The 16,820-nt window shown below is 70.2% G+C and carries 16 protein-coding genes; 10 read left to right on the top strand and 6 right to left on the bottom strand.

The window, feature by feature from the left end; genetic code table 11:
* Positions 1–114: 114 nt before the first annotated feature.
* Positions 115–861 (top strand): maleate cis-trans isomerase, encoded by a 747-nt coding sequence (locus MUY14_RS44950; RefSeq protein ID WP_247019022.1) that lies wholly within the window; start codon positions 115–117, stop codon positions 859–861.
* A gap of 1 nt (position 862) precedes the next feature.
* Positions 863–1,582 (top strand): GntR family transcriptional regulator, encoded by a 720-nt coding sequence (locus MUY14_RS44945; RefSeq protein ID WP_247019021.1) that lies wholly within the window; start codon positions 863–865, stop codon positions 1,580–1,582.
* A 418-nt stretch (positions 1,583–2,000) separates the two neighbouring features.
* Here MUY14_RS44945 and MUY14_RS44935 read toward each other — a convergent pair whose 3' ends face one another.
* The 3 genes from MUY14_RS44935 to MUY14_RS44925 are packed head-to-tail and all read right to left on the bottom strand — an operon-like array spanning position 2,001 to position 5,050.
* Positions 2,001–2,471 (bottom strand): DUF4262 domain-containing protein, encoded by a 471-nt coding sequence (locus MUY14_RS44935; protein WP_247019019.1) that lies wholly within the window; start codon positions 2,469–2,471, stop codon positions 2,001–2,003.
* Between the two features lie 60 nt (positions 2,472–2,531).
* Positions 2,532–3,590 carry a tartrate dehydrogenase gene (locus MUY14_RS44930; protein ID WP_247019017.1) on the bottom strand — a complete coding sequence of 353 codons (1,059 nt, stop codon included), beginning with the start codon at positions 3,588–3,590 and terminating at the stop codon, positions 2,532–2,534.
* Complete coding sequence (locus tag MUY14_RS44925) at positions 3,587–5,050, bottom strand: NAD-dependent succinate-semialdehyde dehydrogenase (protein ID WP_247019015.1); 1,464 nt, start codon at positions 5,048–5,050, stop codon at positions 3,587–3,589. The genes MUY14_RS44930 and MUY14_RS44925 overlap by 4 nt, the downstream gene beginning before the upstream one ends.
* Before the next feature lie 92 nt (positions 5,051–5,142).
* Here MUY14_RS44925 and MUY14_RS44920 point away from each other — a divergent pair, with 92 nt between their 5' ends.
* Together MUY14_RS44920 and MUY14_RS44915 are read left to right on the top strand one after the other, a co-directional pair.
* Positions 5,143–6,399, top strand: coding sequence for an aspartate aminotransferase family protein (locus MUY14_RS44920; RefSeq protein WP_247019013.1), 1,257 nt, complete (start codon positions 5,143–5,145; stop codon positions 6,397–6,399).
* 2 nt (positions 6,400–6,401) lie between these two features.
* Positions 6,402–6,899: a DUF3830 family protein gene (locus MUY14_RS44915; RefSeq protein ID WP_247019011.1), complete on the top strand. Its 498-nt coding sequence runs from the start codon at positions 6,402–6,404 to the stop codon at positions 6,897–6,899.
* Positions 6,900–7,440: 541 nt separating this feature from the next.
* Here the strand turns inward: MUY14_RS44915 and MUY14_RS44910 are convergent.
* Entirely contained in the window at positions 7,441–8,262 is an 822-nt protein-coding gene (locus MUY14_RS44910) for an aldo/keto reductase (RefSeq protein WP_247019009.1), read from the bottom strand.
* A gap of 180 nt (positions 8,263–8,442) precedes the next feature.
* On the opposite strand from MUY14_RS44910, the gene MUY14_RS44905 reads away from it, so the two are divergent.
* From MUY14_RS44905 to MUY14_RS44885, 5 genes are read left to right on the top strand one after another with little or no spacing between them, the layout of a single operon-like run.
* Positions 8,443–9,828, top strand: coding sequence for an FAD-binding oxidoreductase (locus MUY14_RS44905; protein ID WP_247019008.1), 1,386 nt, complete (start codon positions 8,443–8,445; stop codon positions 9,826–9,828).
* Between the two features lie 5 nt (positions 9,829–9,833).
* On the top strand, positions 9,834–11,387 hold the full coding sequence (locus MUY14_RS44900; protein ID WP_247025534.1) for an acetolactate synthase large subunit: 1,554 nt from the start codon (positions 9,834–9,836) through the stop codon (positions 11,385–11,387).
* A gap of 44 nt (positions 11,388–11,431) precedes the next feature.
* On the top strand, positions 11,432–12,232 hold the full coding sequence (locus tag MUY14_RS44895; RefSeq protein ID WP_247019007.1) for an SAM-dependent methyltransferase: 801 nt from the start codon (positions 11,432–11,434) through the stop codon (positions 12,230–12,232).
* Positions 12,232–12,867, top strand: a complete 636-nt coding sequence (locus tag MUY14_RS44890) for a histidine phosphatase family protein (protein ID WP_247019006.1) — start codon at positions 12,232–12,234, stop codon at positions 12,865–12,867. The genes MUY14_RS44895 and MUY14_RS44890 overlap by 1 nt, the downstream gene beginning before the upstream one ends.
* 40 nt (positions 12,868–12,907) lie before the next feature.
* Positions 12,908–13,714 carry an SAM-dependent methyltransferase gene (locus MUY14_RS44885; protein ID WP_247019005.1) on the top strand — a complete coding sequence of 269 codons (807 nt, stop codon included), beginning with the start codon at positions 12,908–12,910 and terminating at the stop codon, positions 13,712–13,714.
* On the opposite strand, the gene MUY14_RS44880 is transcribed toward MUY14_RS44885, so the two are convergent.
* A complete protein-coding gene (locus MUY14_RS44880) occupies positions 13,711–15,123 on the bottom strand; it encodes an MFS transporter (protein WP_247025533.1) in 1,413 nt (470 codons plus the stop codon). The two genes, MUY14_RS44885 and MUY14_RS44880, sit on opposite strands and share 4 nt — an antisense overlap.
* Positions 15,124–15,209: 86 nt before the next feature.
* Positions 15,210–15,674, bottom strand: coding sequence for a DUF3761 domain-containing protein (locus MUY14_RS44875; RefSeq protein ID WP_247019004.1), 465 nt, complete (start codon positions 15,672–15,674; stop codon positions 15,210–15,212).
* A gap of 80 nt (positions 15,675–15,754) precedes the next feature.
* Here MUY14_RS44875 and MUY14_RS44870 point away from each other — a divergent pair, with 80 nt between their 5' ends.
* Complete coding sequence (locus MUY14_RS44870; RefSeq protein ID WP_247019002.1) at positions 15,755–16,819, top strand: sensor histidine kinase; 1,065 nt, start codon at positions 15,755–15,757, stop codon at positions 16,817–16,819.
* Position 16,820: the final 1 nt, after the last annotated feature.

Raw genomic sequence — 16,820 nt, 5'->3', positions numbered from 1 at the left:
CCCGGAGCGACCTCGGCGTGGACGAACATGTCGGGGAACGTCCGGCAGGTCGTGAAGGTTTTCCTTGACCACCCCTCTAGCATTGTCGACAATTTGCGTCCCTCCGGAGGTTCCGTGACCACCATCGGTTTCATCTACCCCGACCACGCGGCCGAAGACGACTACCCGCTGGCCGAGCAGCTGCTGGGCGGGATGGCCGCCGACGAGGGCGACATCCGGCTCGCGGTCGAACACATCTACGGCACCGACAAGCACGCGGTGGCCGAACTGCTCGACCTCGGCAGTGAAAGCCGCCTCGCCGATGGCGCCGCTCTGCTCGAGAAGCACGAGCCCGACGCGATCATCTGGGCCTGCACCAGCGGCAGCTTCGTCTACGGCTGGGACGGCGCCCGCGACCAGACCGACCGCCTGTCCGCCGTCGCCGGCGTTCCGGCCTCCAGCACCTCCTTCGCGTTCGTGCACGCAGCGCGCGCCCTGGGCGTCAAGCGGGTCGCCGTGGCCGCCAGCTACCCGGACGACATCGCCCGGCTGTTCGTCGACTTCCTCAAGGCCGGCGGCGTCGAGGTCGTCTCGATGGCCAGCGCGGACATCATCACGGCCGCCGAGGTCGGCGCCATGAGCCCGGACGCCGTCCTCGAACTCGCCGTGCGCCACGACCACCCGGACGCCGACGCCGTTCTCGTGCCGGACACCGCCATGCGGACCCTCGCCGAGATCAACGCCATCGAAGCCGCGCTGAAGAAGCCCGTGCTGACCGCCAACCAGGTCACGGTGTGGGAGGGGCTGCGCCTGACCGGGCAGCACCGCCTCGTCCGCTCGCTCGGCGCGCTCTTCCGGCATCGGCCGGACGGGAGCGCCTGACATGGCCCTGCCGCCGGGCATGCTGCCTGAGATCGAGCCGGTGAGCCGCGAGTCGACGGCCGCCGTGATCGCGCGTCAGCTGCGTGACGCGATCATGACCGGCGCCCTCCCGCCCGGGACCCAGCTCGGCGAGACCGAGCTGGCCGCACGGTTCCAGGTGTCACGGGGGCCGCTGCGGGAGGCCATGCAGCACCTGGTCTCCGAAGGACTCCTGCGCAGCGAGCGGCACCGCGGGCTGTTCGTGATCGACCTCGAGCCCGGGGACGTCTACGACATCTATGCAGCTCGAACGGCGATCGAACGCGCCGCCATGCTTCGCGCCCTGCGGGGCGGGGACCGGGACCGGATCGCGGACCTGCTCGAACACACCGTCGGCGAGATGGCGACCGCCGCGAGTGAAGACGATCCGAACGCGCTCTCCACCGCGGACCTCAAGTTCCACGAGGCCCTCATCCACGCTTCCAGCAGCAAGCGGCTCGTCCGGATGGCCCGGACGCTCCTCATCGAGACGCGGATGTGCCTCACCGCGCTGCAAAGCACGTACCAGCGGGTCGAAGAACGCGTGGAAGAGCACACGAAGCTCATCCAGGCGCTGCGGGAGGGCGACGAGGAGACGGCGCTGGCGCTCCTCGAGGCGCACATGGAGGACGCGGTGCAGCGGCTCGCGCCCGGCACCAGCCTCCGGGACGGGCACGCGCCGCCGGTACCGGGAAACGCGTGACCGGAGAGCCGCCAAGCGCGATCGCAGGGGTGACACGCGGATCGTGACGACCGGCCCGTAATCCTCGACAGCGGGTTCGTCCGCCCACGCCGCCGCTTCCTCTTCCCACGCCACCGATTCGTCCGCCGGCGCGGCCGGCTCGTCCAGGGAAGCGGGCGGCTCCTGAGCCCAAGCCGCCGCCGGTGTGGCCGGTTCCGCCCGCGCCGCCGGCTTGTCCGGCGAAGCGGGCGTCTCGTCCACCCAAACGGCCGACCCGGCTCCCCGGAAGGACGGTCCGTCCGCCCAGGCGGCTGGCTTCTCCGCCCACGTCGGCTCGTCGATCCGGACGGTAACCCTCCCCGTCCGGCCGGACGGTACGCGTGCGTGAACCGCCGGTACCGGTACGGGGAAACAGTTCCTGGGCACGCCACACGGGCAGTCAGCCGGCACGGCGCACCCCCAGCACCGGCTGACCGCCCTGGCCGTCGCGGAAGTCGGGTGACCACGGCCAGCGGCCGCGCTCGTCCGCGTGGACCAGTTGCAGCGCACGGATTTCCGGGCCGTACAGGGCGACCGCGAACACCAGGTGCGCCGACGGTTCCGTCAGCGGGACGACCTCGACCAGCGGGCCGTCCCGCAGCGGAATGCGTTCCCCCGGCTCCGGTGGCGACGCGTGCAGTGCGTGCGACGCCAGGTCGTTGAGCAGTTCGGCGGCTTCCTCGAGCGGCAAGCCGGTCGTGACCAGCTCGGGCAAGCCGTACCCGCTGAGCCCGATCGTGTAGGCCCACGGCGGATAAAGCCCGTTGCCCTCCACTCCTTGCACGAGCCAGCCCCGGTCGGCCACCTTCTCCTGGAGCATCGCCACGTAGTCGGACTGTGGCCGATCCGGGTTTTCACATTGCCAGCACATCGGTTTCTCCTCCCCCTCGGTGGGCTTGTGGCCACCGTGCCGGAGGGCACCGACAAAAACTCAGCCCAGTGCTTCGGCCACCGCCGTGCCGAGCCGTTCTGTGGTATCCGTGCCGCCGAGGTCGGGGGTGCGCACCCGGCCCTCGTCGAGGACCTGGTCCACGGCGGCACGGATCGCTTGCGCGGCAACGGTTTCGCCCAGGTGTTCGACCAGCATCGCGGCCGCCAGGATCTGCGCCAAGGGGTTCGCTATCCCCTGTCCGGCGATGTCCGGAGCGCTCCCGTGGACCGCCTCGAACATCGACGGGGATTCACCCGATGGGTTGATGTTGCCGGACGGCGCCATGCCGAGTCCGCCGGTGATCGCGGCCGCCAGGTCGCTCAGGATGTCGCCGAAGAGGTTCGACGCCACCACGACGTCGAGCCGGTCCGGCGCCTGGACCATCCGCGCGGCCAGCGCGTCCACGTGCATCTGTTCACTGTGGACGTCCGGGTATTCGGCGGCGACCTCGGCGAAGATCTCGTCCCAGAACGGCATCGAGTGGATCAGGCCGTTGGACTTCGTCGCCGAGCAGACGCGCGAAGATCGCGTACGCGCCAGCTCGAAGGCGTACCGGATGATCCGTTCGACGCCGACGCGCGTGAACACCGACTCCTGCAGCACGAACTCGTCCGGCCGCCCGGCGTTGTGCCGCCCGCCGATCGCGGAGTACTCCCCTTCGGAGTTCTCGCGGACGATGACCAGCTCCAGCTCTTCGGCCTTCCGCCCGGCCAGCACGGAAGCCGTGCCCGGCAGCAGCCGCACCGGGCGCAGGTTGACGTACTGCTGGAACGCACGCCGCAGTGGGATCAGCAAGCCCCACAGCGAAACGTGGTCCGGGACGCCGGGGAAGCCGACCGCGCCGAGCAGGATCCCGTCGTACGCCGAGAGCTGCGCGACACCGTCTTCCGGCATCATCGCGCCGAGTTGCGCGTACCGTTCGCAACTCCAGTCGAATTCCTTCCACTCCAACGAAAAGCCGAAGCGGGCGGACGCCCGGTCGAGGACCTTGCGGGCCTCGACCGTGACGTCCACGCCGATCCCGTCGCCGGGGATGCTCGCCAAACGGTAGGCTGTCACAGGGCCACCGCGATGTACTTGGTCTCCAGGAACTCCTCGATGCCGACCGTGCCGCCCTCACGGCCGAGGCCGGACGCCTTGATCCCGCCGAACGGCGCCGCCGGGTTCGAAACGATGCCCTGGTTGAGCCCGATCATGCCGGCTTCGAGGGCCTCGGACACGCGCAGCGCGCGCTTGAGGTCGCTGGTGAAGACATAGGAAACGAGGCCGAATTCGGTGTCGTTCGCCTTCGTCACCGCCTCTTCCTCGGTGTCGAACGGCGTGATCGGCGCGACCGGCCCGAAGATCTCCTCGTGCGTCAGCCGCGCCTCCTGCGGGACGTCGGTGAGCACGGTGGCCTGGTAGAAGTGGCCCGGCCCGTCGACGCCGGAGCCGCCGGTGAGCACCTTCGCGCCGCGGTCGGTGGCGTCCTTGACCAGCTCCGTCACCTTGTCGACGGCCTTGTCGTCGATCAGCGGGCCGACCACGACGTCCTTCTCGGTACCGCGGCCCATCGGCAGCGCCTGCATGCGCTCGGTCAGCCGCCGCGAGAACTCCTCGACGACGCCGCGCTGCACGTAGAACCGGTTCGCCGCGGTGCAAGCCTCGCCGATGTTGCGCATCTTCGCCTGCATCGCGCCCTCGATCGCCGCGTCCATGTCGGCGTCGTCGAAGACCAGGAACGGCGCGTTGCCGCCCAGCTCCATCGACGTGCGGAGGATCTTGTCGGCGCACTGCTCCAGCAGCTTGCGGCCGACGCCGGTGGAGCCGGTGAAGGAGAGCTTGCGGGCCCGGCCGTCGCGGATCAGCGGCTCCATCACGCCGCCGGAGTCGCTGGTCGTGATGACGTTGAGCACGCCCTCGGGCAGCCCGGCCTCGGCGAGGATGCCGGCCAGCGCGAGCATCGACAGCGGCGTCTGCGCGGCGGGCTTGATCACCGACGTGCAGCCCGCGGCGATCGCCGGCCCGATCTTGCGGGTGCCCATCGCCATCGGGAAGTTCCACGGCGTGATCAGCAGCGTCGGGCCGACCGGCTGCTTCGTGATGAGGAACCGGCCGACGCCGTTCGGGGCGGTCGCGAAGCCGCCGTCGATGCGGACGGCCTCCTCGGCGAACCAGCGGAAGAACTCGGCGGCGTAGGCGATCTCGCCCTTCGATTCGGCGAGCGGCTTGCCCATCTCCAGCGTCATGAGCAGCGCCAGCTCTTCCTGGCGCTTCATCAGCAGCTCGTACGCCCGGCGCAGGATCTCGCCGCGCTCTCGCGGCGCCATCTTCGCGAAGTCCGATTGCGCGGCGACGGCGGCGTCCAGCGCGGCGAGGCCGTCCGCCGGGGAGGCGTCGGCGACCTGGCACAGCTCCTTGCCGGTGGCCGGATCGACCACCGGGAACGTCTTCCCGGACCCGGCGGCGACCCACTTGCCGCCGATGAACAGTTCCTTGCCGACCGCGTCGACGACGCCGGACTCGGTGCTCGCGCTCATCCCGACTGCTCCTCACGTGTTGTCCCGAGGGCCATGCTATGGATATTGTCAACAATCGACAACCCGCTCAACCGACCTAGGAGCACGCTGCCATGGCCCAGCTATCTCCGCTGCTCAAGCAGGCAACGCCCGTCGTGGTCGACCACGGTGAAGGGGTTTACCTCTACGACGTCGACGGCAAACGCCACCTCGACTTCACCGCCGGGATCGGCGTCACGAGCACCGGGCACTGCCACCCCCACGTCGTGCGGGCCGCGCAGGAGCAGATCGGCAAGCTCGTCCACGGGCAGTACACGACGGTGATGCACAAGCCGCTGCTCGAGCTGACCGAACGCCTGGGCGCCGTCCTGCCCAGCGGGCTCGACTCGCTCTTCTACGCGAACTCGGGCAGCGAAGCCGTCGAAGCGGCGTTGCGGCTCGCGCGGCAGGCGACGAAGCGCCCGAACGTCATCGTCATGCAGGGCGGCTTCCACGGCCGGACCGTCGCGGCGGCGAGCATGACGACGTCCGGGACGCGGTTCAGCGCCGGCATCGGCCCGCTGATGGCCGGTGTGCACGTCGCGCCGTTCCCGTACGCCTACCACTACGGCTGGGACGAGCAGACGGCGACGAAGTTCGCGCTGCGCGAGCTCGACTTCCTGTTCCAGACGGTCAGCGCGCCGAACGAGACCGCGGCGATCTTCGTCGAGCCGGTGCTCGGCGAAGGCGGGTACGTCCCGGCGAACACGGAGTTCATGGCAGGCCTGCGCGAACGCGCCGACCGGCACGGCATCCTGCTCGTCCTCGACGAGATCCAGACCGGCTTCGGCCGCACCGGCAAGTTCTGGGGACACGACCACTTCGACGTCTCCCCCGACATCGTCCTCATCGCGAAGGGCCTGGCGAGCGGCTTCCCGCTGTCCGGCATCGCCGCTTCGCAGGAGCTGATGGCGAAGGCGTTCCCGGGTTCGCAGGGCGGCACGTACGGCGGCAACGCCGTCTCGTGCGCGGCGGCGATCGCGACGCTCGAGGTCATCCAGCAGGAGAACCTGGTGGAGAACGCCGCCGAGCGCGGACGTCAGCTGCTCGAAGGCGCGCGGGTGATCGCGGACAAGACACCGGCGATCGGTGAGGTGCGCGGACTCGGGCTGCTGGTCGGCTCGGAGTTCACCACCGCTGACGGCGAGCCGGACGCGGCGACCGCGGCCGCCGCGCAGCAGACGGCGTCGAAGAACGGCCTGCTGCTGCTCACCTGCGGGCCGTACATGAACGTCGTGCGCATGGTGCCGCCGCTGGTCGTCAACGCCGAGCAGGTCGACGACGCGCTGCGCATCTGGGGCGAGGTCGTCGCGTCCGTCACGGGAAGCTGAGCATGGCGCGGTACATCACGATCACCCTCGACAAGCGCGGGGTTTCCTGCCGGGCCCGGCTGCTGGACGACGAAGCGCCGCGGACGTGCCGCGCGGTGTGGGACGCGCTGCCGCAGAGCGGTTCCGCCTACCACGCGAAGTACGCGCGCAACGAGGTCTACACGCTCGTGCCGCCGTTCGCGGAGCCGAAGCCCGGCCGGGAGAACCCGACGATCACGCCGATCCCGGGTGACGTCGTGTACTTCGGCTTCGAGGCCTGGGAGATCGGCAACCCGGCGTACGGCTACGACGACGACAGCGAGGCCCACAGCGACCAGGGCGCGACCGATCTCGCGATCTTCTACGGGCGCAACAACCTGCTGATCAACGGCGACGCGGGCTGGGTGCCCGGCAACGTGTTCGCCACGATCGAGGAAGGCCTCGCCGAGATGGCGGCGGCCGCGCAGGACCTGTGGCTGCGCGGGGTCGAGGGCGAGACGCTCTCGTTCGCGCGAGCCTGATTCCCTTCTCCCCCAACGGGACGCCGGGTGCGGATACCGCGCCCGGCGTCCCCTTTTTCTTGCTTTCCGCCACTCGAAAGGGTGATCATCGAGATCTCACCTTTCGTGGCCGGTGATCACCACATCGAGCTACCGGCGTACCCGGGATGTCGGATCAAGTTCAGAATCACCCACAGTGATGATCGACTTGCTTGCTACCCAGAGTGGTTGACCGCCGAACCGGGCACCCCGGCGTCGAACACGAAGGGATTACGTGTTTAGGATGGGAAGATTCCGCGGTGCCGAGCGCATTCGAAAATGGCTCTTTGACAGCCCGCCAGCACGGTGAAAACCTGACGCAGCTCTTACCGGAGCATCTCCAGGGAAACTATTTTCGAGTCATCAAGGAGTCATTCCATGCAGACGTTCGCCCAGCACGCGCACTACTGCCACGACATCATCTCGGGTGCGCTGGCGCACCTGGCGCACCTCATCGGCTGGCTCGTCTGATCCAGGCCCGAACCGGACGGCCCGGCCGCGGGAGACCGCGGCCGGGCCGTTTTCATCCCAGTTCGCCCAGGCGCGCGAAATCGTCGTCGGAAAGCTCGGTTTCCGCGGCATCACAGTTTTCTTCGAGGTGCGCGATCGACGACGTGCCGGGAATGGGGATCACCACGGGGGAACGGCGCAGCAACCAGGCGAGGGACACCTGGGCGGGTGTCGCGCCGAGCCCGGCCGCGACCTTTCCGAGCACGCCGCCGGCCGTCGCGTGGTCACCGCGTGCGATCGGCAGCCAGGGCACGAACGCGATCCCCTCACGCTCGCAGTAAGCGAGAACATCCTCGGACGCCCGGTCGGTCAGGTTGTAGCGGTTCTGCACGCTCGCGATCGGCGCGATGGCTCGCGCCTCGTCCAGCTGCGCGACGCTGACCTCCGACAACCCGATCCGGGCGACCTTGCCTTCGTCCCGCAGCCGGGCGAGCGCGCCGACCTGGTCGGCGAGCGGCACCTGCGGGTCGAGCCGGTGCAGCTGCAGCAGTTCGAGCTGGTCGAGACGGAGGCGTCTCAACGAAAGTTCAGCCTGCTGCCGCAGGTACTCGGGCCGGCCGAGCGGGACCCACTCGCCGCGGCTCGGACGCGCGTGTCCGCACTTCGTCGCGACGAGTATCCCCGGGTACGGGTGCAGGGCGCGGGCAAGCAGCTCTTCGTTGAGACCCAGGTCGTAGGCGTCCGCGGTGTCGAAAAACGTCACGCCGAGTTCGGCCGCACGGCGGGCGACCGCCTCGCCGCCGTCGCGCGCGTGATCCCACTCGGTGAGCCGCATGGCGCCGAACCCGAGTCGGTGCACGGAAAAGCCGTCTTCGAAGGTGTACGTCGAGGTCATGGGGAAAGCTTCGCCGCCGACTGCGTCACCCACCAGAGATTTAGCCTGAGCTAAATCTAGAGCTTTGTAACCGGTCGATCACCGAGCGCACGCGAAATGTGAAAAACCTTCATGGCGGCGTACCGGCGGTACGTACTACGCTGCGGTAACCACAGCAACGGCGCGGAGGAGAAACTCTCGATGGGCGACGTGGCGGCACAGCTGGCCGGGATCGTCGGGGACAAGAACCTGCTCACGGGCGAGGCGATCTCCGAGGACTACGCGCACGACGAGGCACTGACGGCGAAGCCGCAGAAGCCCGCGTACGTCGCGAAGCCGGCTACCGCCGAGGAAGTCGCGGAGCTGCTGAAAGCGGCTTCGGAGCACAACGTCCCCGTGACCGCGCGGGGCTCCGGGAGCGGACTGTCCGGAGCCGCACGGCCGCGCGAAGACGGACTGCTGATCTCGTTCGAGCGCATGAACGCCGTCCTGGAGGTCGACACCGGCAACCACGTCGCCGTCGTGCAACCCGGAGTGACACTCGCCGAGCTCGACGCCAAGACCGCCGAGGCCGGGCTGAGTTACACCGTCTACCCCGGCGAGCTGAGCGCGAGCGTCGGCGGGAACGTCGGGACCAACGCGGGCGGGATGCGCGCGGTGAAGTACGGCGTCACGCGCAACAACGTGCTCGGCCTGCAGGCCGTCCTGCCGACCGGCGAGATCCTCCGCACCGGCGGCAAGACGTCGAAGATCTCCACCGGGTACGACCTCACGCAGCTGATCATCGGCTCCGAAGGCACGCTCGCGCTGGCCACCGAGATCACCGTCAAGCTGCACCCGCGGCTGTCCCACGGCGCCACGGTGCTCGCGCCGTTCGGCGATCTCGCCCAGGTGATGGCCGCCGTGCCGGCGATCCTCTCCAGCGGGCTCACCCCGCACATCCTCGAATACATCGACAACCTGACGATGGCCGCCATCGTCTACAACGAGAAGCTCGAACTCGGCATCCCGGACAAGATCCGCGAGACCAGCGAGGCCTACCTCGTCGTCGCGCTGGAGAACCGCGAGAGCGGACGGCTGCACGAGGACGTCGAGACGGTCGGCGAACTGCTCGGCGAACTCGGCGCGACCGACGTCTACGTCCTCGAAGGTCCCGCCGCGCGCAAGCTGATCGAAGCGCGCGAGAAGGCGTTCTGGACGGCGAAGGCGGCCGGCGCCGACGACATCATCGACGTTGTCGTGCCGCGGACCGCGATGCCGGAGTTCATCGCCAAGTCGCGCGAGCTCGCGATGGCCGCGGGCGGCGGCGCCCTCGGCTGCGGGCACGCCGGCGACGGCAACGTCCACTTCGGGATCTTCTGCAAGGACGCCGACAAGCGTGAACAGCTGTTAACCGACATCTTCGCGTACGCCATGGAGCTGGGTGGCGCGATCTCCGGCGAGCACGGTCTCGGCCGCACCAAGGCGAAGTACCACCAGGCACTCGAAGACCCGGCGAAGATCGAGCTGATGCGCCGGATCAAGCAGAGCTTCGACCCCGCCGGGATCCTCAACCCCGGCGTTCTCTTCCCCGAAGGAACTTCATGAGCGAGATGAACGGCGCCCAGTCCCTGATCCGCACACTGGTCGACGCCGGCGTCGACGTGTGCTTCGCGAACCCCGGCACGTCGGAGATGCACTTCGTCGCCGCGCTCGACACGGTCCCGGAAATGCGCGGTGTGCTCGCGCTGTTCGAGGGCGTCGTCACGGGGGCCGCCGACGGCTACGCGCGCATCGCGGACAAGCCCGCCGCGACGCTGCTGCACCTCGGCCCCGGCCTCGGCAACGGCCTCGCGAACCTGCACAACGCGCGGCGCGCGCACACGCCGATCGTCAACGTCGTCGGCGACCACGCCACCTACCACAAGCAGTACGACGCCCCGCTGGAATCGGACATCGAAGCCGTCGCGGGCTCGCTGGAAGGCTGGGTGCGGCGCTCGGAGCACACCAAGGACGTCGGTGCGGACGCCGCCGCCGCGGTCGCCGCGGCCCAGGACGCACCCGGTCGCGTCGCGACGCTGATCCTGCCCGCGGACGCGTCGTGGGGTGACGGCGGCGAGACCTGCGCGCCGGTTCCGCCGCGCGTGCCGCAGGCCGTCGACGCGACCACCGTCAAGGACGTCGCCGCGGTGTTCGGCAGCGGCGAATCGGTCGCGCTGCTCATCGGCGGCGGTGCGTGCCGCGAAGAAGGACTGCGCGCGGCGAGCCGGATCGGCGCCGCGACGGGTGCGAAGGTTTTCGTCGAGACGTTCCCGTCCCGTCTCGAGCGCGGCGCGGGCCTGCCGGCGATCGAGCGGCTCGGGTACCTCGCCGAGCAGGTCACCTACCAGCTCGACGGGGTCAAGCACCTCGTCGTCGCGGGCACGAAGGCGCCGGTGTCGTTTTTCGCCTACCCGGGCAAGCCCAGCGACTTGGTGCCCGAGGGCGCGCAGGTGCACACGCTCGCGTCCGTCGGCCAGGACGTCACGCGCGCGCTGAACGAGGTCGCCGACCTCGTCGCCGCGGACACCGAGCCGGTGCTGCAGCAGGCGTCCCGGCCGGCACTGCCGAGCGGTCCGCTGACGCCGCAGAACTGGGTCGACGTCATCGGCGCGCTGCTCCCGGAAAACGCGATCATCGCCGACGAGGCGAACACGTCCGGCCTGCTGCTCCCGACAGCGACCGCGGGCGCGCCGCGGCACGACGTCCTGACGCTGACCGGCGGCGCGATCGGCTACGGCATGCCGGTCGCGACCGGCGCGGCAGTGGCGGGACGGGACCGTCCCGTCCTGAACCTGCAATCGGACGGCAGCGCGCTCTACACCATCTCCGCGCTCTGGACGCAGGCGCGCGAGAACCTGAACGTCACGACGGTGCTGCTCAACAACCGCGCGTACGCGATCCTGCGGCTGGAGCTGCAGCGCGTCGGCGCGGCGTCCGGCGGGCCGAAGGCGAACGAGCTGCTCGACCTCTCGCGCCCGGACATGGACTTCGTGAAGATCGCGGAGGGCATGGGCGTTCCCGCGACGCGGGCGACCACCGCCGAGGAACTCGCCGAGCAGCTGCAGCGCGCGTTCGCCGAGCCCGGTCCGCACCTCATCGACGCCGCGGTGCCGCCGCTGCTGTGAACCGGACTATTCTCCCGTCACACCCCTGAGCCCGGGAGCGGCGGATGAGCGAAGACGAACACGCCAAGCGGGGCATCGACCTCGAACGGCCGAACGCGGCGCGCGTGTACGACTACATGATCGGCGGGAAGCTCAACTACGCCGTCGACCGGGTGTTCGCCGACCAGATCGTCGGGGTGCTGCCGAACGCGAAGCACATGGCAATGACGAACCGGGCGTGGCTGCGCCGCGCCGCGCGGTTCGGCGCCGAGCAGGGCATCCGGCAGTTCCTCGACATCGGGTCGGGCATGCCGACGGTCGGGCACGTGCACGAGGTCGTCCAGGCGGTCGACCCGGCGTCGCAGGTCGTCTACGTCGACAACGAGCCGATCGCCGTCGCGCACAGCGAGATCGTCCTCGAGGACAACGACAACGCGGCGATGGTCCAGGCCGACGCCGAGTACCCGGACGACGTGCTGGAGCACCCGACCACCGAGGCGATGATCGACTTCAGCGAGCCGGTGATGGTCATCATGGCCGCGTTCGTGCACTTCATCCCCGACTCCCGCGATCCGGCCGGCCTGATCGCCCGCTACGCCGACCAGCTGGTGCCCGGCAGCTACCTCGCGTTGTCGTCGGGGACGTGGGAGGGGCAGGGCGAAGAGACCCAGCGGTCGGTTTCGCTGTACGGGAAGAGCGGGACGCCGTTGACGCTGCGCTCGCCCGACGAGCTGAGCGCGCTGGTGAAGGGGTTCGAGATCCTGCCGCCGGGGATCGTGTTCACGCCGGAGTGGCGACCGGACGAGCCGCTCGAGGACCCGCCGGAGCGCTCGGGCGGGCTGGCGCTGGTGGCGCGGAAGCTCTAGTGCGCCGGCTGTACGTCGTCGCGCACCCGGAGGCCACGCACCACGTGGAGCACCGGGTCGGCGGGTGGTTCGACTCGGCGCTGGCCGAGCGCGGACGCGCCCACGCGGCGGCGATCGCGGCCCGGCTGCGGGAGCTGATCCCCGCTGCGGACCGGATCGAGCTGTACAGCTCCGACCTCCGGCGGGCGGCCGAGACGGCGAAGCCGATCGCGCGCAGCTTCGAAGCCGACACGGTTCTCCTGCGCGACCTGCGCGAGAAGTCGTACGGCGTGGCGGGCGGGCGGCCGCAGTCCTGGCTCGACGAACGGTTCGTCCCGCCCCCGCCGATGGGCGAGCGGCTCGACCACGACGAAGGCATCGACGGCGCGGAGACCAAGCTCCAGTGGGTGACGCGCGTGTACCGCGCCGTCGACCGGATCTCGGCCGGGACGGCCGGGCAGCAGGTCGTCGTCACCCACGGCGGCTCGCTGAGCTGGGTCGTCGCCGCTTGGCTCGGCCTGCCGGTGCAGGCCTGCGCGCACGCCGCGTTCCGGTCGAGCGCGGGCGGCATCACCGTGCTCGAGGAAGACGACCGCTTCCACAACCGCACGCTGCACACGCTGAACGACACCAGCCACCTGCCGGCCCGCCGGTGATGGCTATTCTCGCCCCACCACCCTGATCACGGGAGTCGCGATGAGCGAAGACGAGTACGCCAGACGGGGTATCGACCTCGACAAGCCGAACCCCGCGCGGGTGTACGACTACATCCTCGGCGGCCAGCTGAACTACGCCGTCGACCGGATGTTCGCCGAGCAGGTGCTGGCCGCGCAGCCGAACGCGCGGGAGCGGGCGCGGCTCAACCGGCGGTGGCTGCGCCGGGCCATCCGCTTCGGGATGGACCAGGGCATCCGGCAGTTCCTCGACATCGGGTCCGGCATGCCGACCGTCGGGCACGTGCACGAGGTGGCGCAGGCGATCGACCCGACGTCGCGGATCGTCTACGTCGACAACGAGCCGATCGCGGTCGCGCACAGCGAGATCGTCCTGGAGGACAACGAGAACGCGGCCATGGTGCACGCCGACGCCGAGGTGCCCGACGACGTCCTCGAGCACGACATCACCGAGATGATGCTCGACCTGGACCAGCCGGTGATGGTCGTGATGGCGCTGTTCGTGCACTTCATCCCGGACGAGCGCGACCCGGCCCGGCTGATCGCCGCCTACCGCGACGCGCTCGCGCCCGGCAGCTACCTCGCGCTGTCGTCCGCGACGTACGAGCACCAGAGCGACGGCACGGCCCGCGCCGTGGCGATGTACCAGAAGAGCGCGAACCCCGTGACCCCGCGCTCGGCCGACGAGCTCCGCGCGCTGGTCGACGGCTTCGAGATCCTCGACCCGGGCATCGTGTTCATCCCCGAGTGGCGCCCGGACGACCCCGCGGACGTGCCGGCCGACCCCGCCGAATGCGGCGGGCTGGCGCTGGTGGCGCGCAAGAACTAGGCAGGCACCAGTTCCGGCGCGGTGCGCGTCTTCGGCACCAGCCCGGCGAGCAGTACGCCCGTTAGCGCGGCGAACGCGGCCACCGCGAAGGTGGCCCGGAAGCCGACCAGCGACGGCACCGCCAGCCCGCCGACGGTGATCGTCAGCTGGGCCAGCATCGCGGCCATCACCGCGCTGGAGATGGCCGTGCCGACCGAGCGCATCAGGGAGTTCAGGCCGTTCGCCGACGCCGTTTCGGTGACCGGCACCGAGCCCATGATCGAGGCGGGCATCGCCGCGTACGCGATGCCGACACCGGCGCCGATGATGACCGACGCCGTGATCAGCTCGAGGGCGTTGCCCATCAGCAGGATCGCGAAGATGTACCCGGCAGCGATCACCAGCGCGCCGGTCATCAGGGTCGGGCGCGGGCCGAAGCGGGTGATGAGCCGCGCCGAAACCGGCGACAGCAGCATCATCACGAGGCCGTTCGGCGCGAGGGACAGCCCGGATTCCACCATCGTCTGGCCCAGGCCGTACCCGGTCGACGACGACGCCTGCAGCAGCTGCGGGAACGACAGCGCCATGGCGTACATCGAGAACCCGACCATGATCGACGCCAGGTTCGTGAACAGCACCGGACGGCGCGCGGACACCCGCAGGTCGACCAGCGGGTCGCGGCGGCGCAGCTGGTAGGTGCCCCACGCGAGCAGGATGACGACGGCCGCCGCGGCGAACCCCAGCGTCGGCGTGCTGACCCAGCCCCACGTGGCGCCCTTGACCACCGGCAGCAGCAGGCAGACCAGACCGGCGGCGAGCCCGAACGCGCCGAAGTAGTCGAACGGCGCCGGCGTGCGCAGCGGCGATTCCGGCACGAACTTGACGATCAGCAGCGCGAAGAACAGCCCGAGGCCGGCGGCCATCCAGAACAGGACGTGCCAGTCGGCGTTCTCGGCGACGACGGCCGCGACCGGCAGCCCGATCGCGCCGCCGACGCCGAGTGTCGCGCTCATCAGCGAGATCGCGCCGCCGACGCGTTCGGGCGGGAGTTCGTCGCGCATGATGCTGATGCCGAGCGGGATGACGCCCATCGCGCAGCCCTGCAGCCCGCGGCCGATGATGTGGAACGCGAGCGCGCTCGTCGTCGCGGACACGACCGAACCGGCGATGAGCAGGGCGAGGCTGACCAGGATCATCCGCCGCTTGCCGTAGAGGTCGCCGAGCCGCCCGCTGACCGGGGTGATGACGGCCGCGGCCAGCAGCGTCACGGTGACCACCCAGGACGCGTCGGCGGGCGAGGCGTTCAGCAGCCGCGGGAAGACCGGGATCAGCGGTACGACCAGTGTCTGCATGAACGACGCGACGAGCCCGCACGACGCGAGCACGACGACGATCGCGCGGCCGGACCGCTCGGGACGGGACACCAACACCCCCACGGTGTGTAGTTAGTACGCATCATGCAACTTCATGCACTGTACCTATGGGGTGGCGGGTTTCCGTACGGGTGGCGGTTTCGTCACAGCCAGGTGCGGACGCCTCCGTGGCCCGAGCAGGTCCCGGAACGGTGCTGGCTGTAGCTGTAGCTGCCGTCCTTGCAGAGGGCCGTCGCGCCGGAGGGGTTGTCGCTGGGCCGGTGGACGCAGTTCCCGTCGGAGTTCCGGTAGTAGTCCGCTCCGCACTCGGCGGGCTTCGGCGCGGCCTGGGCGGTCGTCTTCGGCGCGGCCTTGGGCTTCGGCGTGCTCGCCTTCGGCGCGACCGCTTGCGGGGTGGTCGCTTGCGGGGCGGCCGGCACGGCGGCCGCTTCGGACGTCGTCGCGGGCGCTTCGGTCGGGGCCGGAACCGACGAGGTGGGCGTCTGGTACGCCGACGTCGGGGCGTCGAGGACCCCGACGTTCCCCGCGTTCTTCGGCGGCACCGCGCCGGCACCGCAGCCCGCGACCAGCAGGCCGGCGGCCAGGATCAACCCCAGTTTCTTGCTCACGACGACTCCTTGGCTCCACGAATCAATGCCGCCGTAGTCGTTCACCCGTTAACGTTTGTTACGCCCTCTAAACTCGGCGCATGTCCTGGTTGCGGCGCTACGCGGCCGAGCTCGCGGTCACCGTCGCCGTGCTCGTCGGCTCCCTCTTCGCCGTCCTCAACGACGGCGCCAAGCCCGCGAACCACGCCGCGATCGGCTGGGTGCTCACCGTCCTGTGCTGCGCCGCCGTGTTCTTCCGCCGGACGTACCCGCTGAGCGTCGCCGGGTTAACGCTCGTTAGCTGCGCCCTCTACTACCCGCTGACCGACCCGGACGGGCTCGTCCTCCTCGCCTTCGCGTACGCGCTCTTCAACGCCGCGGCGGCCGGGCGGATCCGCGGTGCCGCACTGCTCGTCGTCGCCGCGATGGCCGGGGTCGCCGTCGGGGAAATCAGTTCGCAGACCGGGCGGCACGTCGACAACTTCGCGTTCTTCCTGATGACCGGCTGGTTCGTCGCGCTGGTCGCGGGTGGCGCCGTCGCGCACTACCGGGCCGAAGCCGAGCGGACCAAGGAGGCCGAGGCACGGGCGCGGGCCACCGACGAGCGGCTCCGGATCGCGCGCGAACTGCACGACGCGCTGGGCCATCACCTCGCGCTGATCAACGTCCAGGCCGGCGCCGCACTGCACCGCCGGGATCCCGCGCAGGCCGAAGAAGCCCTCGGGACCATCAAGGACGCCAGCAAGACCGCACTCCAGGAGTTGCGCGCGACGCTCGGCATGCTCCGGACCGAGCGTCCCGCGCTCGACCGGGTAGCGGAGCTGGCCGAGTCGGTCGGGGCGTCCGGGCTGACCGTGCGCACCGAAATCGACGGCGTCGCCCGGGACCTGCCGCCGGACGTCGAGCACGCGGCGTTCCGGGTGGTGCAGGAGGCGTTGACGAACGTCGCGAAGCACGCCGGCGCGAAGACCGTCGTCGTGCGGCTCGGCTACCGCGCCGACGAACTGTCCGTGCAGGTCGACGACGACGGGCGCGGCGGGGACGCGCCGCCGGGGAACGGGATCCGCGGCATGGCCGAGCGCGCGCGGGCCTTGGGCGGCGAAGTGTCCGCCGCGCCGCGCGAAGGTGGCGGTTACCGCGTGCGGGCACGGCTGCCGGTGCGATGAT

The sequence above is a fragment of the Amycolatopsis sp. FBCC-B4732 genome (assembly GCF_023008405.1).
In the GTDB taxonomy this organism is placed as follows: Bacteria; Actinomycetota; Actinomycetes; order Mycobacteriales; family Pseudonocardiaceae; genus Amycolatopsis; species Amycolatopsis pretoriensis_A.
Note: the sequence above shows the minus strand (reverse complement) of the source record. Positions and strands in the feature narration are given on the sequence as shown.

What these genes read in the sequence shown, in the direction of transcription:
- MUY14_RS44905 (WP_247019008.1), top strand. Translation starts at nt 8,443, where the DNA reads ATGGGCGACGTGGCGGCACAGCTGGCCGGGATCGTCGGGGACAAGAAC.
- MUY14_RS44925 (WP_247019015.1), bottom strand. Translation starts at nt 5,050, where the DNA reads ATGAGCGCGAGCACCGAGTCCGGCGTCGTCGACGCGGTCGGCAAGGAA.
- MUY14_RS44900 (WP_247025534.1), top strand. Translation starts at nt 9,834, where the DNA reads ATGAACGGCGCCCAGTCCCTGATCCGCACACTGGTCGACGCCGGCGTC.
- MUY14_RS44935 (WP_247019019.1), bottom strand. Translation starts at nt 2,471, where the DNA reads ATGTGCTGGCAATGTGAAAACCCGGATCGGCCACAGTCCGACTACGTG.
- MUY14_RS44945 (WP_247019021.1), top strand. Translation starts at nt 863, where the DNA reads ATGGCCCTGCCGCCGGGCATGCTGCCTGAGATCGAGCCGGTGAGCCGC.
- MUY14_RS44895 (WP_247019007.1), top strand. Translation starts at nt 11,432, where the DNA reads ATGAGCGAAGACGAACACGCCAAGCGGGGCATCGACCTCGAACGGCCG.
- MUY14_RS44870 (WP_247019002.1), top strand. Translation starts at nt 15,755, where the DNA reads ATGTCCTGGTTGCGGCGCTACGCGGCCGAGCTCGCGGTCACCGTCGCC.
- MUY14_RS44920 (WP_247019013.1), top strand. Translation starts at nt 5,143, where the DNA reads ATGGCCCAGCTATCTCCGCTGCTCAAGCAGGCAACGCCCGTCGTGGTC.
- MUY14_RS44915 (WP_247019011.1), top strand. Translation starts at nt 6,402, where the DNA reads ATGGCGCGGTACATCACGATCACCCTCGACAAGCGCGGGGTTTCCTGC.
- MUY14_RS44910 (WP_247019009.1), bottom strand. Translation starts at nt 8,262, where the DNA reads ATGACCTCGACGTACACCTTCGAAGACGGCTTTTCCGTGCACCGACTC.
- MUY14_RS44885 (WP_247019005.1), top strand. Translation starts at nt 12,908, where the DNA reads ATGAGCGAAGACGAGTACGCCAGACGGGGTATCGACCTCGACAAGCCG.